Origin of the sequence: Rheinheimera oceanensis (genome assembly GCF_018831085.1) — a bacterium.
GTDB lineage: Bacteria > Pseudomonadota > Gammaproteobacteria > Enterobacterales > Alteromonadaceae > Alishewanella > Alishewanella oceanensis.
This window is the reverse complement of sequence record NZ_JAGPNM010000001.1, coordinates 887,978-906,323: the sequence shown is the minus strand read 5'-3', so window position 1 is coordinate 906,323 and position 18,346 is coordinate 887,978. Positions and strand designations below refer to the sequence as shown.

General features: G+C 48.6%; 20 protein-coding genes. 7 read left to right on the top strand and 13 right to left on the bottom strand.

Annotated elements, in window-relative coordinates; translation table 11 throughout:
• Positions 1-25: 25 nt before the first annotated feature.
• The 3 genes from J3B89_RS04190 to J3B89_RS04180 all read right to left on the bottom strand — a co-directional run bounded on the left by J3B89_RS04190 (position 26) and on the right by J3B89_RS04180 (position 1,629).
• Positions 26-406, bottom strand: coding sequence for a response regulator transcription factor (locus J3B89_RS04190; RefSeq protein WP_215396230.1), 381 nt, complete (start codon positions 404-406; stop codon positions 26-28).
• A 101-nt stretch (positions 407-507) separates the two neighbouring features.
• Positions 508-792, bottom strand: coding sequence for a XapX domain-containing protein (locus tag J3B89_RS04185; RefSeq protein WP_251372191.1), 285 nt, complete (start codon positions 790-792; stop codon positions 508-510).
• A 147-nt stretch (positions 793-939) separates the two neighbouring features.
• Positions 940-1,629, bottom strand: a complete 690-nt coding sequence (locus tag J3B89_RS04180) for a hydrolase (RefSeq protein WP_215396228.1) — start codon at positions 1,627-1,629, stop codon at positions 940-942.
• 369 nt (positions 1,630-1,998) lie between these two features.
• Between J3B89_RS04180 and J3B89_RS04175 the strand changes: the two genes are divergently transcribed.
• A complete protein-coding gene (locus J3B89_RS04175; protein WP_215396227.1) occupies positions 1,999-3,858 on the top strand; it encodes an amidohydrolase in 1,860 nt (619 codons plus the stop codon).
• 81 nt (positions 3,859-3,939) lie between these two features.
• Positions 3,940-4,641: a YoaK family protein gene (locus J3B89_RS04170; protein WP_215396226.1), complete on the top strand. Its 702-nt coding sequence runs from the start codon at positions 3,940-3,942 to the stop codon at positions 4,639-4,641.
• Here the strand turns inward: J3B89_RS04170 and J3B89_RS04165 are convergent.
• Genes J3B89_RS04165 through J3B89_RS04150 form a run of 4 tightly spaced genes read right to left on the bottom strand, consistent with a single transcriptional unit; the run spans position 4,611 to position 9,681 of the window.
• A complete protein-coding gene (locus J3B89_RS04165) occupies positions 4,611-5,312 on the bottom strand; it encodes a type 2 periplasmic-binding domain-containing protein (RefSeq protein WP_215396225.1) in 702 nt (233 codons plus the stop codon). The two genes, J3B89_RS04170 and J3B89_RS04165, sit on opposite strands and share 31 nt — an antisense overlap.
• A gap of 13 nt (positions 5,313-5,325) precedes the next feature.
• A complete protein-coding gene (locus tag J3B89_RS04160; RefSeq protein ID WP_215396224.1) occupies positions 5,326-7,734 on the bottom strand; it encodes an ABC transporter permease in 2,409 nt (802 codons plus the stop codon).
• Complete coding sequence (locus J3B89_RS04155) at positions 7,731-8,441, bottom strand: ABC transporter ATP-binding protein (protein WP_215396223.1); 711 nt, start codon at positions 8,439-8,441, stop codon at positions 7,731-7,733. The genes J3B89_RS04160 and J3B89_RS04155 overlap by 4 nt, the downstream gene beginning before the upstream one ends.
• A gap of 10 nt (positions 8,442-8,451) precedes the next feature.
• Positions 8,452-9,681 carry an efflux RND transporter periplasmic adaptor subunit gene (locus J3B89_RS04150; protein ID WP_215396222.1) on the bottom strand — a complete coding sequence of 410 codons (1,230 nt, stop codon included), beginning with the start codon at positions 9,679-9,681 and terminating at the stop codon, positions 8,452-8,454.
• Between the two features lie 343 nt (positions 9,682-10,024).
• Here J3B89_RS04150 and J3B89_RS21175 point away from each other — a divergent pair, with 343 nt between their 5' ends.
• Both J3B89_RS21175 and J3B89_RS04145 read left to right on the top strand, forming a co-directional pair.
• Positions 10,025-10,636, top strand: a complete 612-nt coding sequence (locus J3B89_RS21175; protein ID WP_251372190.1) for a TolB family protein — start codon at positions 10,025-10,027, stop codon at positions 10,634-10,636.
• A complete protein-coding gene (locus tag J3B89_RS04145) occupies positions 10,587-12,050 on the top strand; it encodes a S9 family peptidase (RefSeq protein WP_251372189.1) in 1,464 nt (487 codons plus the stop codon). The genes J3B89_RS21175 and J3B89_RS04145 overlap by 50 nt, the downstream gene beginning before the upstream one ends.
• 36 nt (positions 12,051-12,086) lie before the next feature.
• Here J3B89_RS04145 and J3B89_RS04140 read toward each other — a convergent pair whose 3' ends face one another.
• Positions 12,087-12,281, bottom strand: a complete 195-nt coding sequence (locus J3B89_RS04140; RefSeq protein ID WP_215396221.1) for a YgaP family membrane protein — start codon at positions 12,279-12,281, stop codon at positions 12,087-12,089.
• A 183-nt stretch (positions 12,282-12,464) separates the two neighbouring features.
• On the opposite strand from J3B89_RS04140, the gene J3B89_RS04135 reads away from it, so the two are divergent.
• Positions 12,465-13,091 carry a hydrolase TatD gene (locus J3B89_RS04135; protein ID WP_215396220.1) on the top strand — a complete coding sequence of 209 codons (627 nt, stop codon included), beginning with the start codon at positions 12,465-12,467 and terminating at the stop codon, positions 13,089-13,091.
• Here the strand turns inward: J3B89_RS04135 and J3B89_RS04130 are convergent.
• The 5 genes from J3B89_RS04130 to J3B89_RS04110 form a co-directional block, all read right to left on the bottom strand.
• Positions 13,077-13,367: a type II toxin-antitoxin system RelE/ParE family toxin gene (locus J3B89_RS04130; protein WP_215396219.1), complete on the bottom strand. Its 291-nt coding sequence runs from the start codon at positions 13,365-13,367 to the stop codon at positions 13,077-13,079. The genes J3B89_RS04135 and J3B89_RS04130 overlap by 15 nt on opposite strands.
• Before the next feature lie 3 nt (positions 13,368-13,370).
• Positions 13,371-13,610, bottom strand: coding sequence for a type II toxin-antitoxin system ParD family antitoxin (locus J3B89_RS04125; RefSeq protein ID WP_215396218.1), 240 nt, complete (start codon positions 13,608-13,610; stop codon positions 13,371-13,373).
• 110 nt (positions 13,611-13,720) lie between these two features.
• Positions 13,721-14,515, bottom strand: a complete 795-nt coding sequence (locus J3B89_RS04120) for a hypothetical protein (protein ID WP_215396217.1) — start codon at positions 14,513-14,515, stop codon at positions 13,721-13,723.
• Between the two features lie 51 nt (positions 14,516-14,566).
• Positions 14,567-16,090: a DUF8808 domain-containing protein gene (locus J3B89_RS04115; protein WP_251372188.1), complete on the bottom strand. Its 1,524-nt coding sequence runs from the start codon at positions 16,088-16,090 to the stop codon at positions 14,567-14,569.
• Positions 16,091-16,092: 2 nt separating this feature from the next.
• Entirely contained in the window at positions 16,093-16,689 is a 597-nt protein-coding gene (locus tag J3B89_RS04110; RefSeq protein ID WP_215396216.1) for a class I SAM-dependent methyltransferase, read from the bottom strand.
• A gap of 140 nt (positions 16,690-16,829) precedes the next feature.
• Here J3B89_RS04110 and J3B89_RS04105 point away from each other — a divergent pair, with 140 nt between their 5' ends.
• Positions 16,830-17,771, top strand: coding sequence for a hypothetical protein (locus J3B89_RS04105; protein ID WP_215396215.1), 942 nt, complete (start codon positions 16,830-16,832; stop codon positions 17,769-17,771).
• Positions 17,771-18,346 (top strand): hypothetical protein, encoded by a 576-nt coding sequence (locus J3B89_RS04100; protein ID WP_215396214.1) that lies wholly within the window; start codon positions 17,771-17,773, stop codon positions 18,344-18,346. Before J3B89_RS04105 ends, J3B89_RS04100 begins: the two co-directional genes overlap by 1 nt.

The following is an 18,346-nucleotide window of genomic DNA, read 5'->3' as shown; positions in this document are numbered from 1 at the left end:
GACTGATCATTCGACGCATCTGAATTCAGGCTTCCATTATACTGTCTATTGTTCGTAGCAAAAGTTCTACATCCACCGGTTTTGTTAGAAATAGTAAAGCCCCGGCACGGGCGATACGCAGCTGAGTATTCAAATCGGTATTACCTGAGATAAACACCGTTGGAATATTTACATCGGCAGCGCGTAATTGTTCAAACAACTCTATGCCATTGATGCCTTTGAGCTTCACGTCAAGCACCATAAAACTTAAGTTTGTCAAAGCGTCGCTTTGCAATACCTCTTCGGCCGATTTAAATAATAGGGTTTTATAGCCCACTGAACTCAATAAGTTATTTAACCCTGCCCGGACAGACAGATCATCATCGACAACCGCTATGAATTTTTTATTATTATCAATGGTCCGCATATGACTCCTATACTGCTAAGCAAGTAAATATCCTTTGGAGTCTGCAGCCTTGGGTCGATTATTGCAGTTATTCAGTGCTCACTGAATCAACACGTCAGGTATCAGACATCGTCTTTGGGATTAGTGTCTCTCTCAGTTCTGGCTTTGGAAACTAAAGTGACTGGCGTGCCGGTGATTTTAGGAACACACTCTGTTTTAAACCATAGCATAGTTACAGGCTGGCCTGCGACCCATTGCTTAACTACAGGTACAATTTGTTCACCAATCAGCATGCCGAGTAAACCTAACAACGCAACGGCCGGTGGAGCAGGTGAACGCACTTGCATCAGCGCGTAAATAATTCCAACCAATAAACCGGCACCCAGTGACAACAGATATAATTTCATATAGACCCCCAAAGGGTATAAAACCTGAGAATGCTTTGGGTTATAAGACTTTAGCCGTCATATAATCCACAGTTAGGGTATGGTGTGTTATGGGCTGACAGTCAGTCTGCGATGCAGTAAAGATAATCTGTCAGCCACACAGTAACATTATTTGGCAGCAGCTACCGGCGCCAGAGTTTCATGGGTTCCTGTTGCACGTTGTGGCGCTTTATGTACCATGGTGTAGGCGTAATCGACGCCCATACCGTAAGCACCAGAATGCTCTTTTACCAGGCTGGTAACTGCATCATAAGTATCTTTGTGCGCCCAATCGCGTTGCCATTCCAGTAATACCTGCTGCCAGGTCATCGGTACAACACCTGCCTGCACCATACGCTGCATAGCATAATCGTGCGCTTCTTTAGTGGTGCCGCCTGAAGCATCCGCCACCATATAAATTTCGTAGTCGCCCTCCAGCATGGCGCACAGTGCAAAAGTGGTGTTACACACTTCAGTCCATAAACCCGCTACTACCACTTTCTTTTTGCCATTTTTGGCTAAAGCATCACGTACTTTCTGGTCGTCCCATGAGTTCATTGAGGTGCGCTCCAGTATGGGTTTACCGGGGAACACGTCCAATAACTCAGGGTAGGTGTAACCAGAAAAACCCTGAGTTTCTACCGTGGTAATAGTGGTAGGAATGTTAAAAATCTTGGCTGCTTTAGCCAGGCCTACAGTGTTGTTTTTCAGTGTTTGTCTGTCAATTGACTGCACACCAAAGGCCATTTGTGGTTGGTGGTCGATAAAAATAAGCTGACTGTTTTGTGGAGTCAGTACTTCAAGTTTAGGGTTTGTCATTTACATAATTCCTTCTATGGTTAATCTCGGTGTTACACACGGCGTATTAACCTGATTAATAAATTAACTTCAGTACAGCACTGCTTTCGTTAAGAAAAACAACCGCCAGCTTTATCTGCTAAGTGATGTTGCAGCACCTGCCAGGAATAGCTGCGTCGGCTATCTCTTTTGCCGACTATCGTATTAGTCTGAATAATTCATCAGAACTGAACATATACTAGAAGTGCTTCTGGCCTTGTTCCATTATCTGTTTGTATAGCTAGACGGGCGGGCGGATTTTTCTCACACTCAATATCACTGCAAAGGTTTTACCCCCGAGGCTCTGCCAACACTGCAGTAGCCAGGGAGAGATTTAGAGGAATTATGCCAATGGATAAGCCTTCAAACACCGACCTGATCCTGATTAACGGCCGTTTTCATACTATGGATAAAAAACAACCTGTCGCCAGTGCGGTATTAATCCGCGACGGCAAGTTTGTTGAAGTAGGTAGCACAGCCGAAGTGCTGCGCCACCAGAATGAACAAAGTCAGGTAATTGATCTTAAGAATCATACTGTTATTCCAGGTTTAAATGACTCACACCTGCATCTGATACGCGGTGGCTTAAACTACAATCTGGAATTGCGCTGGGAAGGCGTACCCTCAGTTGCAGACGCGCTTACCATGCTACGCAATCAAGCTGACCGTACACCTCATCCGCAGTGGGTGCGGGTGGTTGGCGGCTGGACTGAGTTTCAGTTTGCCGAAAAGCGCATGCCAACTTTGGATGAAATAAACAAAGCGGCACCGGATACACCGGTGTTTTTGCTGCACTTGTACGACAGGGCATTATTAAACCGCGCGGCGCTAAAAGCCGTGGGTTATACCAAAGATACACCCAATCCTCCGGGTGGAGAAATCCAGCGGGATGCTAAAGGGAACCCAACCGGCATGCTGATAGCCCGGCCAAATGCCATGATCCTGTATGCTACGCTGGCCAAAGGCCCAACTTTGCCGTTATCGCATCAGATTAACTCAACCCGGCAGTTTATGCGTGAGCTTAATCGTTTGGGTGTCACCAGTGTAATTGACGCCGGTGGTGGTTTTCAAAACTACCCGGATGATTATCAGGTGGTGGAGCGGTTGGCAAAAGCTGGCCAACTGACTGTGCGTATCGCCTATAACCTTTTTACGCAAAACAAAGGTGCTGAGCTGGAAGACTTTCAAAAGTGGACCCAGATGGTGACACCAGGTCAGGGCGATGATTTTTACCGCCACAATGGTGCCGGCGAAATGTTAGTGTTTTCTGCGGCAGACTTTGAAGACTTTGTTGAACCCAGACCAGACCTGGCCGATGATATGGAGCAACAACTGGAGAAAGTTGTACGACATCTGGTAGAAAACCGCTGGCCATTTCGCTTACATGCCACCTACAACGAATCCATCAGCCGCATGCTGGATGTATTTGAAAAAGTGAATAGAGATACCCCATTTAACGGCCTGCGCTGGTTGTTCGATCATGCTGAAACCATTACAGAAAAAAATATCGAACGGGTACGGGCCTTGGGCGGTGGTATTGCTATTCAGCACCGTATGGCGTTTCAGGGCGAGTACTTTGTCCGGCGTTATGGGCAGCAAGCTGCACAAAATACTCCGCCTGTAGCCCGGATGTTAGAAATGGGGGTTCCTGTAGGGGGCGGCACAGATGCAACCCGGGTTGCAAGCCATAATCCGTGGACAGCATTGTATTGGTTAGTGTCTGGCAAAACAGTTGGCGGTATGCCGTTGTATCTGGATAAAGACTGCTTGCCCCGCGATACCGCATTGGAATTATGGACCGCGGGCAGCGCCTGGTTTTCCGGTGAAACGGATAAAAAAGGCCGGATTAAAGCCGGGCAGCTGGCTGATTTAGTGGTGTTAGAGTCAGACTTCTTTACCGTGCCGGAAGAAGAGATTAAAGGTATTGAGTCGGTTATGACGGTAGTTGATGGCAAAGTCGTCTACGCCGCCGGTGATTTCTCCGCTCATGGCCCTGCGCCTATTCCGGTGATCCCTGAGTGGTCGCCTGTGGCGATGTATCCGGGGCATGCCCGGCTAGTTCATCCACAGACGAGCTGCTTACCCCAGCATTGTGCCGGATCTTGCGGTGTGCACGGCCATTCGCACGATATAGCGCGACGTTCTGATATGCCGGTGTCGGACCATAACTCGTTTTGGGGTGTGTTAGGTTGCAGCTGTTTTGCGTTCTAAGGACAGGAGCTGAATAAATGAAACTAACCGCCCCAACTTTTGCAGCAGCCTGCCACAGGTTACTAATACAGGTTCAACATTATGAATATTGAATCTAAACACCGGTTTCAGGCCATCAGTCTGGGTTTTCTGGCGGGCTATGTTAACACCCTGGGCTTTGTCGCGTTGTTTGGTTTGATGACCGCCCTCGTCACAGGTAACTTTATCCTGATAGGTGCTAATTTAGTCAGTGAGTCCAGCTCTGCTGTACTGATCAAGTTTTTAGCCTTTCCGGCTTTTATTCTGGGTATAGCAGCTATTCGCATCTTAACTATTTGGCTGGATAGTAAACACCGGCAAAGTTTACAAATTCAACTGACGGTTTTACTGCAGCTAATGCTGCTGGTTGCCTTCATGGTAACAGGCTTACTGGCTTCTCCTATCGGTAATGAGCAAACCGTTGCCGCTATTGTCTGCGGTATGTTTGGGGCTGCCGCGATGGGGGCGCACAGTGCTTACACCCGTTTGCTGCTGCCCCATCTGGCACCAACCTCAATGATGACAGGAAATGTTACGCAAGTTGTGCTGGATGCGATGGAGTTAATGCTAGGGAAAGCAGATGCGGCTACCAAAGTAAGGCTTTCTAAAGCTTTATGGACGATAGCCGCCTTTGCTACCGGTGCTATAGTGGCTGGCTTTTGCTACGTAGCCGTAAGCTTCTGGGCGTTACTGGTGCCTATTGGCATCCTGCTATGGTTGTTACGCCAGGAACATTATTGCGACGTTGAAGTAACACAAACCTGAGGGTTTAGCTGGCTGCACTGTTCTGAAATATTTAAGGATAACTGCGATACAGCATCTCTGATTTTCCCGAGATGCTGTGCCTCTTGCCTGTTTACATATAACACAACCGGCAAGCTGTGCTCTGATATAACGTGAGCATTATTAAAAACGGCTTTTACCTCAGAATTATATAAAAGGCCCGGAATGATGACATAGTCTAACCGGTTGGCTTTTAGCATCCTTATGATCTGGCGGTAGTCATTTACTTCAACCGGCGTAGCATCAACCGCGTCGGCAATCTCCTTTTGCGCGTCGGCCCCTCTGAGGTAGGCAATGGTCGGGCGTTTAGACGTGACATTTTTTTCCATAGCCACCAGATAAAAAACGCCGGAATACAGCTCAATTACATCAGCCTGTTCCATTAGCCGCTTATTCATTAACGCCACAAGGATGCTTGACTTCCCGCTCTCAAACATATGCAAAGCCCTTGGATAGGGGAAGGCATGAATAGTGGCCGGTTTACCTTCGATAGTGTTGGCAATCAGCTGAGTAATTTCAGTGTTGATGCAGCCAACACCATCTGAGGGTTCACAACCATATGGCGGAAGGTCTATAACTGCATACACTTTGTTTTCAGCCCGGGCCATACAAGCAATAAACACGAGAGCCGGTATCAGCACATTTTTACTCATTACAGCCCATGTACTACTCATTTCGTAAGGCTTTCACCGGATCAGTCAGCAACACCTGCCGCAGGGGAATAAAGCAGCAGAGCAGGGCGGCAAAAGTTAGTAATCCCAGTATGCCTGCTACCAGAGCCCAATTTGCCTGAAACATTAGCTCCGGCCGGGTCCGGCTAACACCAGCGATAAAGAAAAAGCAGCAGAAGCCCAGCAGCAGTGCCGCGGTAACAGGTTGCGCCAGCTTGCTCAGATTATCTTTAAGCAGTTGTTTTAAGCTGGCACCCATCGCCATTTCTACGCCAAGCTGATAGCGCCGCGCCTGAACCAGATAACTGACGATACCGGCAATACCTGCCAATACCGTTAGCAGGCTCATCACCGCGAGTGTTGCAGCTAAGGCTGCTGCCAGCCGGTTTGAAAGCGTAAAGTGATCAAAGGCTGCCTGCACTGTTGTCAGCTCTGACAGATCTAACCGTGGGTCTTGTTCGCGCAGCATGTTTAATAAGGCGGTATCACTCAGCGAACTGCCAGCACTGAGTTTTAACAGATAACTGTAGTCGCGCCGATCGATATTTTCCCGCGGGTAAAACACTTCATCAACTTCAAAGCCGGGGTTACCGGGAAAGTTGGTATTGGCTACTATGCCGATAATCTGCCGCTGCGTGCTGCCATCGCTAAGTGATATGGTTTGATTCAGCGCGGGTTTGCCACTTAAGCGGGCAATACGCTCGGCAAGGCGCTGATTGATAATCACCGGATAATGCTCCAAATTAACGTGTTCAGCGCTAAAATCCTGGCCTGTCAGCTCCAGCCCATAAAACTGAAAATAACCGGGCAAAACCGCAATTTGCCGGGCAGAAGAAATAATATCGCCCTGATCATTAATTACCGCACCCTGATTACGTGTTTTGACCGCACGAGGTTCAGAAACAGCAGTAACCTGTTGCACTGTCGGTATAGCAGCAAGATTTTGCAGCAGGCTGCGGTGGTTGTTTTGCTGCTGTTCACGGTTATCTAAATCACTGTAATTAATGGTTACCGACCACAGATCGGTGCTATCTATGCCGGTTGGCCGGTTTGCTTCGGCCCAGGCCGCCGCAAAAACATGGGCGGTGGCCAGCAATACCAACAGAGACAGCAATAGCTGTACACCGATTAAACTATGCGCTACACCCTGGCGTAGTTGTTTGCCTGCGCCTTTACCGCTGCTCTGCAGGCTGGCCATTAACTGCTTTTCACGTACGCCACTCAGTTCTATCCAACTAAACAACACCGCGATAAGCAATAGCACCAGGGCGGTAAGGAGTAACATCAGGCCATCAATGCGCAATGCACTGATACGCGGTAGCTGATCGGCTGCTACCTGGGCTATCACGCCAAAACCAAGCCAGGTCAGCAGCAGCGCCAGTAGTCCTGCGCCCGCCAGCAAGGCAATATTATGGCGGAACACCTGATAAAACATCTGTTTTTTGCTGGCACCAAAAGCGTAACACACCGCCAGTGGTTGCAAGCGCTTTACCGCCCGTGCCAACTGCATACTGGATAAATTGACCAGCGCAATCAGAGTAAGCAAGGATACACCCGCCAGCAGCATAAGCACCAAACGGCCGGAGTCCCCCTGAATTTGCTGGCGTAGCGGTACAACCTTGCCATAGTACTCAAACATGGTTTGCAGTGTCGGGTTGCGCTCTGCCGAAGCCTGTTTAATAAGCTGATAAGCCTCGGCGTCAGCGTCTTGCTGGTTTACTCCTGCTTTAAGCCGGCCCAAAGCGGCAAAACCAGAGGAGTAACCGTTAAAGTTGCGGATATTGACAACTTCATCCATATCCAGCGCAAGCCAGATAGCTTCATGTGCTTCATTAAAGCCCGGCAATTCCAATACCTGCTTTAATACGCCGATCACAGTAAACTGGCGTTGATTAAGCTGAATAGTCTGACCAACGATATCAGCACGGCCCTGATAATACTGCTGCCATACAGCCTGACTTAACACGACCGAGGGTTGTTTATTGCCCACCTGCTCCTGCTCGTTAAACAGACGGCCTAGTAATGGCTCTACTCCCATTACATCAAAAATATTATGAGCTCCAAACAGCACTGGTACTTTGGGGCGTGTCGGGTGATCCAGAAGTTTGTATTCGGTTTGAAAGCTAAAATACACCGCCATCTGCTCGATAAGCTGGCTTTTTTGCTGAAAATCGAACAGAGTTTGTACATTACTGGATTGGTGCACCGCGCCCTGATAATTCAGCTCTGCACCTATGTAATAAAGCGCTTGATCATTTTTATAGGGTAACGGGGCAAAAAAAGTGATATTAACCAGGCTCAGCACGCTAAACAGCAAGGTCAGGGTGAACACCAGGCTTAATATCACAGTTAAATAATATTGCCGGGCTTGCTGAAAGCCACGCCATAACATGCGCAAGCTCATGCTTCTTGCTCCAGCGGTTTGACAGATGATGTACTGCTAACGACCTGGCCATCCAGTAAATTAATTTGCCGGTGAGCCATATCGGCGTAACGCGGGTCATGGGTAACCAGAATAATAGTGGTACCTTGCTGGTGTAAATCAGCAAGCAGCGCCATCACGGCATCGCCATTTTTCGAATCGAGGTTACCGGTGGGCTCATCGACCAGCATAATGCCAGAATCGGCAGCGAGGGCCCGCGCTATAGAAACCCGCTGCTGCTGACCACCGGATAACTGGTTGGGAAACAAAGCGGCTTTATCGGCTAAGCCGACTTTTTCTAAACATTCCAGCGCTCTGGCGTGGCGTTGTTTGATGCTGTCGCCCCGGTATTTCAGCGGCAAGGCCACGTTATCTAATACGGTATATTCATCAATCAGATTAAACGCCTGAAATACAAAACCAATACGGCGGCTTCGCATTTGTGCCCGCTGCTCGGCATTCATATCCGATACCAACAAATTATCAATGTAATATTCGCCGCTGTCGGAGGTATCCAGTAGCCCCAAAATATTAAGCAAGGTGGATTTACCGCAACCTGAGGGGCCACAAATTGCCACATATTCGCCTTCGCGCACACTAAAACTGACACCATTAAGCACGGCTTGTTGCTGCTGGCCCGACTGAAACGCTTTTTTGAGTTGTTTTACTTTTAATACTTCAGTTTTCATTGCCATTTCCTTACTGAGTCAGTTTAAGTTGCTTCACGCTGCTATCAAGCTGCAAGTCACTGACAATAATGCGGTCACCTGGATTAAGCCCTGCTACCACTTCTATTTGCTGGCCAGAGGCTTTGCCAAACTGTACCGGTATACGGCTGGCCACTTGGTTTGCATCCAGTTTAAACAGTTCTACCCGCGAATCTTCGGCAACCCCGGCCGGGCGGTCGACAAAATTCACCAAACCCCGGCTCTGGCCGTGAATACGGGCATCTACCATCTGCATTGGCCGGATATCTGCTGAAAGTTGCTCGGGCAGCAAAATATCTACCTGCACCGCACCATCGGCTACCACAGGATCAATACGTACCACCTGCCCGGTGACGATGCCATGGCGGGTATCTACATCAGCACTGGCACCCACTTGTAATAAACGCACCTGCATTTGCGGCACTTTTACTTCCGCGACCAGCGGCGATAAACTGCCCACCAGCGCCAACTCGTCGCCAACGTTAACGCTTTGGCCAAGGCTAACCGGTAAGCGCTGCAGCACCCCCCGTAACCCGGCGTGGATAATTAATTGTTGTAGCTGATAGGTGGCATTATTTAATTCCGCTTCGGCTTGTTGCACATCTTCTTGCTGGATCAGCAAATATTGCTGATGTACTTCCTTCAGGGTGGCCAGTTTCTGTTGCTCTAACTGATAACGCTCAGCGAGCTGATCGGCCCTACCGCGGCTTCGGCGTGCATCCATGCCAGAGATAATGCCTGCCGCAGCTAAGGGCGCTTCAGCTTCCACTTGCAAGGCGGCCAGCTCAGCGTCTGATCTCAGTTCAGTTAGCCGGGATGTTTGTTCTAAAATTTCACGCTGCTGTTCTAGCGCCAGTCGGCGGCTATTGCTGCGCTTATTATGTAAGTTTGCCAGCGCTTGTTGCGCAGCCACTTCAAGCGCAGGATTTTTTAAGGTAAGAATAATGCTGTCGGGTTCTACCACCGCACCGGGGCGTAGCTTAATTTCATCTACCGTGGCCATACTGCCGGCAGTAAGCAAACGCTGGTTTTGCGATTGCAGGCTGCCGTAGCCGGTGACACGTTGGGTAAAGTCTCCGCTTTGCACAGTAGCCACGCTAACACCAGCTGCATTGATGTAGTGCAAACCGCCAGCATAGCCGATCGACCAGCCGCTAATGAGCAGCAGGGCCGAGAGCAGCCCGACGGCACTATATACCAGTGTACTGAGGTTAGTTTTCATACCAGCCTCTAAATCGCGGCACGGCACTGGTAAGTCTGCTCATTAGTTTTTTCCTTATTAACGTGATAAGAAAATACTAAACCAAGCGCTATTACAGGGTAACTATGCTTATGTATAGGTACTTATTTCGCTGAGTGCTGATTAGAATCAGAGTCGCAGGGATCTGACGGCGGAACTTGCTGAAAAGTATCATCTCACCGCCCCGGTTTTAGCCGGTTTTAGTCAAACCACAGTAAATAGCAGCCTTAATTTAGCCATTCGTCTGACGTAGTAATGACAGCACAGTACCTTGTGCTAGTATCCTCCCCGGTATCATTCTAATAACAACCAGGGAGTTTCACCGATGAGAAAACTGCACCTTTTACTGGTGTTGTGCCTGCTGCCATTTATGGTTTTTGCACAGGACGACAGCAGTCTTAGCGTAGAACGGTTGTGGCAACTGCAGCGCATAGGTTCGCCGGTAGCATCAGCCGATGGCCGCTATATTGTGGCGCCGGTTACCCAATATGACGTTAAAGCCGACAAAGCACATACCCGCTTATGGCTGTTCAGTGCCGATGGCAAGCAGCAAACACCGCTTACCGCCGAAGGCCTGCGTGCCAGCGAAGCCACCTTTTCGCCTGACGGCAAAACCTTAGCCTTTATCAGCCAGCGCGACAAAGATGACGCCGGGCAGATTTACCTGCTGGCAATGGACAAGCCGGGTGAAGCACAGCGTTTAACCCAGGTTCCCACCGGCGTATATGGTATTAAGTGGGCAGGCAAGCATTTGTATTTTATCAGCCGTATCTGGCCGGATAAAAGCTGGGACGACATGGCCGAACAGCTAAAAGCCGACAAAGATAAAAAAATGTCGGCCCGGCAGTGGAATGCGCTGCCTTACTCGCAGTTTGATCACTGGATAGATGAAAAACCGCCAGGCGCATGTCTTCCGTATTGCCGCCAGCGGCGGTGAAGTGCAGGCCGTTACCCAGCCACTGGGTTATGAACTGCCGCGAGCCAGCCAGAGTGCATCCAGCTACGATGTTGACAGCAAAGAGCAGTACATTGCCTTTACTGCCAACGGCTGGGACAACCAGGTAGATGCCAAAATTGATATTTTCCTGGCGCGTATTGGCGGCGACAGCGCAGAGAATCTGACGAGCGATAACCAGGCGCCGGATGCTAACCCCAGTTTCAGCCCTGATGGCAAAAGCCTGGCTTTTACCCGGCAGCGTATTCACGGTTTTTATGCCGATACCGCCAAATTAACGATTTATGATCTGGCAAAAAAAACCAGCCGTGAGTTAGCACGCAACTGGGACCGCTCGGTCAGTAATTTTGTCTGGACAGCCGACAGCCGTGGCTTTTATAGCAGTATCGATGATGCCGCCACCCAGCGCCTGTACCATATTGATGCCAAAAGCGGTAAAACCCGCGCCATTACCCAGGCCACCAGCTTTGGCCAGCCGGTGTTAGCGGGCGGTAATACTCTGGTTGCTACCAACGACAGCTTTATGTACCCGGCGCGGCTGGTAACGGTAGATGCCCGTAACGGCAAAACCACCCGGCTTGACAGCTTTAACGACGATATTCTGGGCAACACCAAACTGGGTACTTATGAGTCGGTAACCTATAAAGGTGCCGACGGTAAAGATATTCAGATGTGGGTGCATTACCCGGCAGGCTTTGATAAAAGCAAAAAATACCCGCTGTTTTTGCTTATTCATGGCGGGCCGCATAATGCCATTGGTGACAGCTTCAGCTACCGCTGGAATGCGCAAACTTTTGCCTCCTGGGGTTATGTTACTGCCTGGCCGAATTTTCATGGTTCAAGCGGTTTTGGCCAGGATTTTGCCGATGCGATAAACCCCGACTGGCGCACCAAGCCGTTAGCCGATATTCAGGCAGCAACCAAATGGTTTGAAAACCAAAGCTGGATTGACACCGACCGTATGGTGGCCGGTGGGGCCAGCTACGGCGGTTATTTAACCTCAGTGTTGCTGGGTACCGAACACCCGTTTAAAGCGCTGCTTATTCATGCCGCGGTATACAATATGTACTCGCAAATGGCGGCCGACTTTGCCGTGCATTCCACCCGTTTTGGTGGCTACTGGGAAAACCCAGACATCTATAAAAACATCTCGCCGCACTACCATGCCGATAAATTTAACACGCCAACCTTAGTGATCCACGGCCAGTTGGATTACCGCGTACCGGTAGGTCAGGGCTTCGAGTTGTTCCGCACGCTGCAAAGCCGTGGCGTGGAATCGCGGATGATTTATTTCCCGGATGAAAACCACTGGATCTTAAAACCGAATAACTCCATTTATTGGTATAACCAGGTTAAAGACTGGATGACTAAATTCGCCGAACCCGGCGCACGTTAAGCTTAAATATCACGGCGCCTCTGGGCGCCGTTGTACTTAAGTGCGGTTAATTTTACCGGTTTTAATTCCCAGCAGGCTATACAGCGGGCAGAAGTTAAACAACCCGGTCAGCAGTGGCACTATACCCAGCCAGCCCCATATACCTATGTAGCCGGTTGCGGCCAGCAGCATTAATGTCATACCGGCAATAATGCGTATGCCTTTATCTATACCACCTACATTAGCTTGCATAACTCACCTCATAAATTAGCATATTCTTATTTATATTAGTCTGTTTTGCCGGCACGGCGGCAGTTTTATCAGGCTAAAACCTGCTCTGCGTCAATATTTTGTGCAAAAGATCATTACGGCCGTAACAAGACAGCCAAACCGGCTTGTGTTACTTTCTGCTCAGGCTTTTTGTGGAGTATCGCAATGTCATCATCCGCTTACCATTATTTTGAGCAGCAGCGTTTAACGCTGCAAAGCGGCAGCCGGTTAGCGGCCGCCCAATCCTTGTTGCAACTGGAGGGTAATAGCCAACTGCCGGCGCAACTGGCGGCAGAGCCTACTGCACAGCAGTTGCTGGACGCCGCAGAGCAAGCCTATCAGGCCGGTTACGAGCAGCAGGCCTCTACCGAGTTCGAGCTGCAAGGCCTGGCTATTGCCGGTATCGGCGATCCGCTGTTGCAGCTGGAACTGCTGGCCGCATTTTTACCGGCTTTTAAAACCAAACGCCATGGTGTGCCGGTTACATTGGTAACTTATGGTTTGGTGCCACCAAATGAGGCCGCGGCATTATGCCAGCAGCTAATGGAGCTGGAAGTAGAAAAGCTGGAAATATACCTGCCGGCCAGCAACCCGCCGGCCTATCAGCAAGCGGTTAAGCCAATACAACTGGGCTTTAGTGATGTATGCCAGTTTATTCACACTGCCAGTGAGGCAGGCTTGCAGGTAACCTGCTTTGCCTATGCGCCGGTAACGCAGCAAAGCGAACTGCGCGCGCTGGCACTTGATTTAGGCGCCAGAGCTTTTGTGGTAAAGCCACTAGCTATTGTTTAACCAATCCTCATGCGCGTGCCTCACGCGAATAATAAAAATACTGTTGTCATCTTCAAGTTGGTAAATAACCAGGTGTGAACCGACAGGATGCAGCCGCACAGGTGGGATAAGTTCTTCGCGCACAGGCGCAGCCTGCGGGTTGTCAGACAAAAACTCAAAAGTAGTGGTTAATTGCTGGTGGTAACGCTGCGCCTGAGCCAGGCCAAACTGTTCTGCACCGGCAACAAAAATAGCAATTATATCTTCTTCAGCTTTGTTGCTAAGAATATAAGCCATGCGTTATTGCGCCAGTTTCGCCATAGCCGCTGCTTCCAGCTGCGCAATAGTGCGATTACCCCGGCCACTATTAATGCCTTCATCAACTAACTGCTGCAGGTGGGCTACTTTGGCTGCCCGTTCCTGATCTCGCCGAATAAGGTCCCGCACGTAGTCGCTGGCATTGCTGTAACGTCCGGTTTCAGCTTGTTGTTCTACCCATTGCTTCATACCATCGGGTAGTGATACGTTCATGGTTGCCATTGGTTTGTCTCTGTTACTGCAGTTAAGCTAATTGTGCTGTTATGGCAAACTTTGTCAAGTTTGCTCATCAGTCTTAAGCCAACCAGGCACAACTATGGCTTAAGTTAAATTTAACGCCTGGCTGCTGCCGGCTTTACTCTGGTGTCATATAAATGCTGCAGCGCTTCGGTTATCGTCATATCGGCGTTTTCACTCAGGTAACGCTCTACCTGTTTATGCACAAAAATCACTGCTTGTTTATGCTGTTTGGCAAAGGCAGCGCATTGCTGTTTTAGCTGCTGGTTAAATTCTTTCTCCGCCACTTGCTGGTGTATCGCCTGTATTGCCTGTTCAAAGCTATTGCCATTATCAGCAAAGGCTTCTTTTAACGCATTTTTCGGTATGCGATAAGCCTTGCTGGCAAAATCCAGCGCTTCACGGAAGCTGGCAAAGCACTCGCCAAACACATCAAACACCAGCGGGGCGCTATCTTGTACTTGCTGGCTAATACCACCGGCTTCATAATCAAAGCCAAAAAAGTTAAGCCGCTCGGTGGTTTCCGCACCCAGTTTTAAGCCAGCTTCAATACTGTGGCGCAGGCTAAAATCTAACGCCGCTAACTCTTCCGTCGTCCACATCTCGTAAATGCTCAGTGCCTTGGCATACTTTTTAGCCAGTTTGGTTTTGGCAAATTTGTGCCGCTCATCCAAAGTGCCAGCCTTGCAGGGTTTAACCAGCTCATGGCATTCATTACAAACCGGAATTTTTAAAAACTCACTGGCCTCGCGCGTAGCCAGGTAAAACTGCAGATACTGCAACGGCGGCGCATAGTCATGCGTAGCGGCAATACAGCCGCAATAAAAGCAGGTGTTAAAGTGGTTGCTACGGGTGGGTACAAGCAGGTGGTAGTGGGAATCGTTAGCCATAGCAGCGTCCAAAGCTAAGCATTATAACCAAATCGGGGTTTTGTGCCGGGCTTATTCAACTATGCCTCTTAGTCTGGCGAAGGTTCGCATGGTTTCATCGGCTGCCAGTGGCGGATATTCGGGGTTTTTAGCCATTAGCAGATATTGCCCGTCGGCGATTTTTTTCACATCACGCAGCAGGTATTGGTTATCACCACTTTGATCCTGGCGTTCTATAGCAACGGTACTGTTTTGCAGTGAACCTGCGCTGGTTGGGCTAATCAGCTCAAGCAATAGTAGTTGGCCGTTTAATATCGGGTTTTTACCGCCGTTCATTGAGTTGCCGCTGGCGCGGGCTAAAAAGTGTTTAGCCGGGTTCAGGTTGCCAAAGCTGGCGGGGGCATCAACATATTCAACGTCACTGGCATCACCGGTTTTAAAGTGGCCGCAGGCGATTTTGATGTTGGGAAAGTAACGCAGCTGTGGCAAAGCCGTGCCTGCAAACGAAGTTGTTTCATCATTGGCTGCGTTGACGGTGTTTGTTGTGAACCGGGTTACAGCCGGCTGTGTGGTGCCAGCATAAACAAACTCATCTTTACTTAACCATAATTTAGCACCATTAGCTTGAGCAACGCCGTAAGCCCAATCACTTACTGCGCGTGACTTTACCGCATCGCAATAAAAATAAGCTCCCAGCTCTTTGCTTAGCAGTTGCTCGTTAAGTACCAGGTTTTGTTCTTGCCAGTTGTCCCGATGCAGCTGCGCCGCTAAATGATCGCGTTTGCTGTTATTGCAGGTGCTGTGAGTGGCCACAAAGTTATGACCTAAATCGGTAGAGTAGCGGGCGAAGGGAATAAAGTGATCAATATCGGCGCTGTTATTATTCAGTGGTTTATTGCAGTAAAAACACAGGCCTCGCTGAATCTCAATTAATACCGGGCGCGCTTTATTTAACGCATTGCGGTCAACGCCAAATAAAAACTGCTGCAACTGGCTTTGCGGGCCTATCAGTTGTTGATTGTCTTTAATGCTCTGAATTTTTTGCAGCCAGGCATTTTTTGCCAGATACACTACCAGATCGTAAAAGCGGCGGAATGAATAGGCGATGCCAGTGTTCAGCTTAATAAATTTGCTGTTATCAGTGTGCGGATATAAAAAGCACTCCGCCTGTTTGGACAAAATTTGCAGGCGCCATAACGGGCCATCTTTTAGCGTTGCCAGCGTAGCGCGGTAAATTTCTTTCCAATACCGGCTTTGCTTTAACTGGCGGATATTGCGGATATCATTTTGCTGACACTGATACAAAACGCTGATTACTTTCGATTGTTTACCGGTGTTTTGCTTTAGCAGCGCAGCATCTCCGTTACTGCCGCTGGCAAACGGCACTGCATGATGCCAGTACAGCAGAATAAATTTATCTACCAGATCATCCAGCGTGATCACCAGTTCACTATCAGGTTGTTGCAGCGGGTGTTCTACGCAGACATCGGCAATAGCATGCAACAGGGCAAACTTATAGGTGGCGCTAAAGTCGCCCTCATTTAGCATGCGCTGGATATAAGCAATAAAATCAAGTTGCTGCTGCATACCTGCCATAACTAAACCGCATCCTTTGTCAGTAAGGCATTAAGCCATTTTTCGTTATTACGCTCTGGCCGCTGATCGCACGTAAGCCAGGTTTTTTTAAGTGTTAGCCCTGCTATATCAGCGACCAGCGCTGTTAATGTTTGCTCGTTCATATCGGTAAAACGTCTGCCATTTACCTCACGCTCTGTGTCACCGTATTTAAACGACACATACAGTACTGCCCCCGGTTTAAGCGCACGTTGTAAACGGGTGGAAACATCAGGCAAGGTTCGGTTGGCAACATGCAGCAGGCTGGCGCAACACCAAATGCCATCATAGGTTTCTGCTTGATCCAACTGTTCAAAGGTACGCACCATAACAGTTTGTTGTAAGCGCTCACTGGCAATGTGTGCCATTTCTGTACTGGCATCAAAAGCGCTTACGGTAAAACCTTGCTGTTTAAAATAGCTGGCGTCACGGCCACTGCCGCAGCCAGCATCGAGAATATGGCCACCAGGCTTAACCAAAGGCAGAAACTCGGCATACAGCGCAGTCATATCAATCTGATCGGTTGCTAAAACAAAATCAGCTGCATTCTGGTTGTAATAATCTATTGTTTCAGATGACATTTATCTGGCCGCGATTTCGCTACAAACGCCTTGATACTACCTGTGTTGCTGATTATTTAAAAGCTACATAATCGCCATTTTATTTGTTTTCAAATTGTAAATTGTGTTATGTTTCTGGTTTTCAAGGATGAGATCCGCTTATGAAAACACTGCACGATATTCAGCGTACTAACCAGATCCGCCAGCAGGCGCAGCAAAACCAGCAAAGAGAAGCGTTGACCAAGGCATTAGCCGCCAATTCACATACGATGTTTGTTATGAATGAAGCTGAATTTTTTGAGCTGGCGGTAAATATAAAACTGCAACAAGGTTTAAATGAACAGCAGATATTGTTCTGGCTGGAAAATCTTAGCCAAGAGCATTCGGGCTTAACAGCGCTGTGGCAACGCAGAAGTGAGGGGCTGAAAAGTCTTATTTCATTTGCCCCCAGTTTTGTTGATGGTGCCGCTCTGGCTGTGCTGACAAAGGATTTAAGTAAAAGCGGCAATATACTGACCAAGTATCAGATTAAAAATTATCATGGCCGTACTTACGTGATTATTAAAGGCTACCCATCGCTGCGACAGCACCTAACCGGCACCCGTTACCTGGCTAGCCACCCTAAAGTGGTTTCTATGGGTATTGGCAAAATGGATGCGGCTAAAGCTATTAAGGGGGGCTTTGTATTATCGATAGTGTTGTCCGTAGGATTTCATGCGGTTGACCAGTTGTTAAAGGATCAAAAAACTTGGCATGACTTTGTCGGTGGCGTTGCCGCTGATGTGATTTATGCCGGGGCGGCCTCGGCGATAGCGTATTCAGCAGTATCAATTGTAGTTGGTGGCGTTGCAACTTTTACTATCGGGCCATTAGCGCTGGTTGTGCTTGTTGGTGTTGGGTTGGCTCTAGCATTTGGTATTTTGGATAAAAACATCATGCTCGGCGAGACTTTAGCGACGCTTTTGAAACAAGAGTCAGCCAAGCTAGAGCGCTCTCTAAATAATTCCCGTCATGCTGCAGATAAACTTAGCAATCAATATTCAGAAGACATGATGGGGTTTTTGCATCGTTTCTTCGCCATCCCGAGACTGGAGCGATATTAATGATTGCTGATAATTCTAAGCTATCATTTTTTCAAAAAGGATTGGCTCTTGTTTACAGCGTAGTACTGCTGCTTGCATGTTTTCTAATTGTTAATGAAGCCTGGATTACTTTCAAAACACTTTGGCAACCTGCAGCACAAGCTTTTTATATCGATGTCATGCCATTCGCCTTAGCTGCATTATGGCTGGTGCCTGTGCTGCTGATGCTCAGCTATATTTTGCTTGGCAGGGGATTGCCAGTATTGCCGCAGCTGAATTTGGACAAGCTATTAAAAGCTGCGTTGCCTTGTTTGCTATTGGTTTTGGCATCGCGTTTTGCTGTGGGGGTTTTTCTGGGTGAATATTTACCAGCCAAAGGGTTTATCTACTGCGATAAGTTAAGCCGCACCGCTGCGTTTTCGGGGCAGATATGGATAAATCAGCAGGCTTATTGCCACGACGAGTCTTATTTAGTTAACCGCGAAATACTTGATTGGTTTGATGAGCAGCTTGCAACTGGCGCAAAGCCGTCCCGCGATGAAGTAACCGCGCAGATTGAATTATTAATTACACAATACAAACAGCGCTATCAGTAA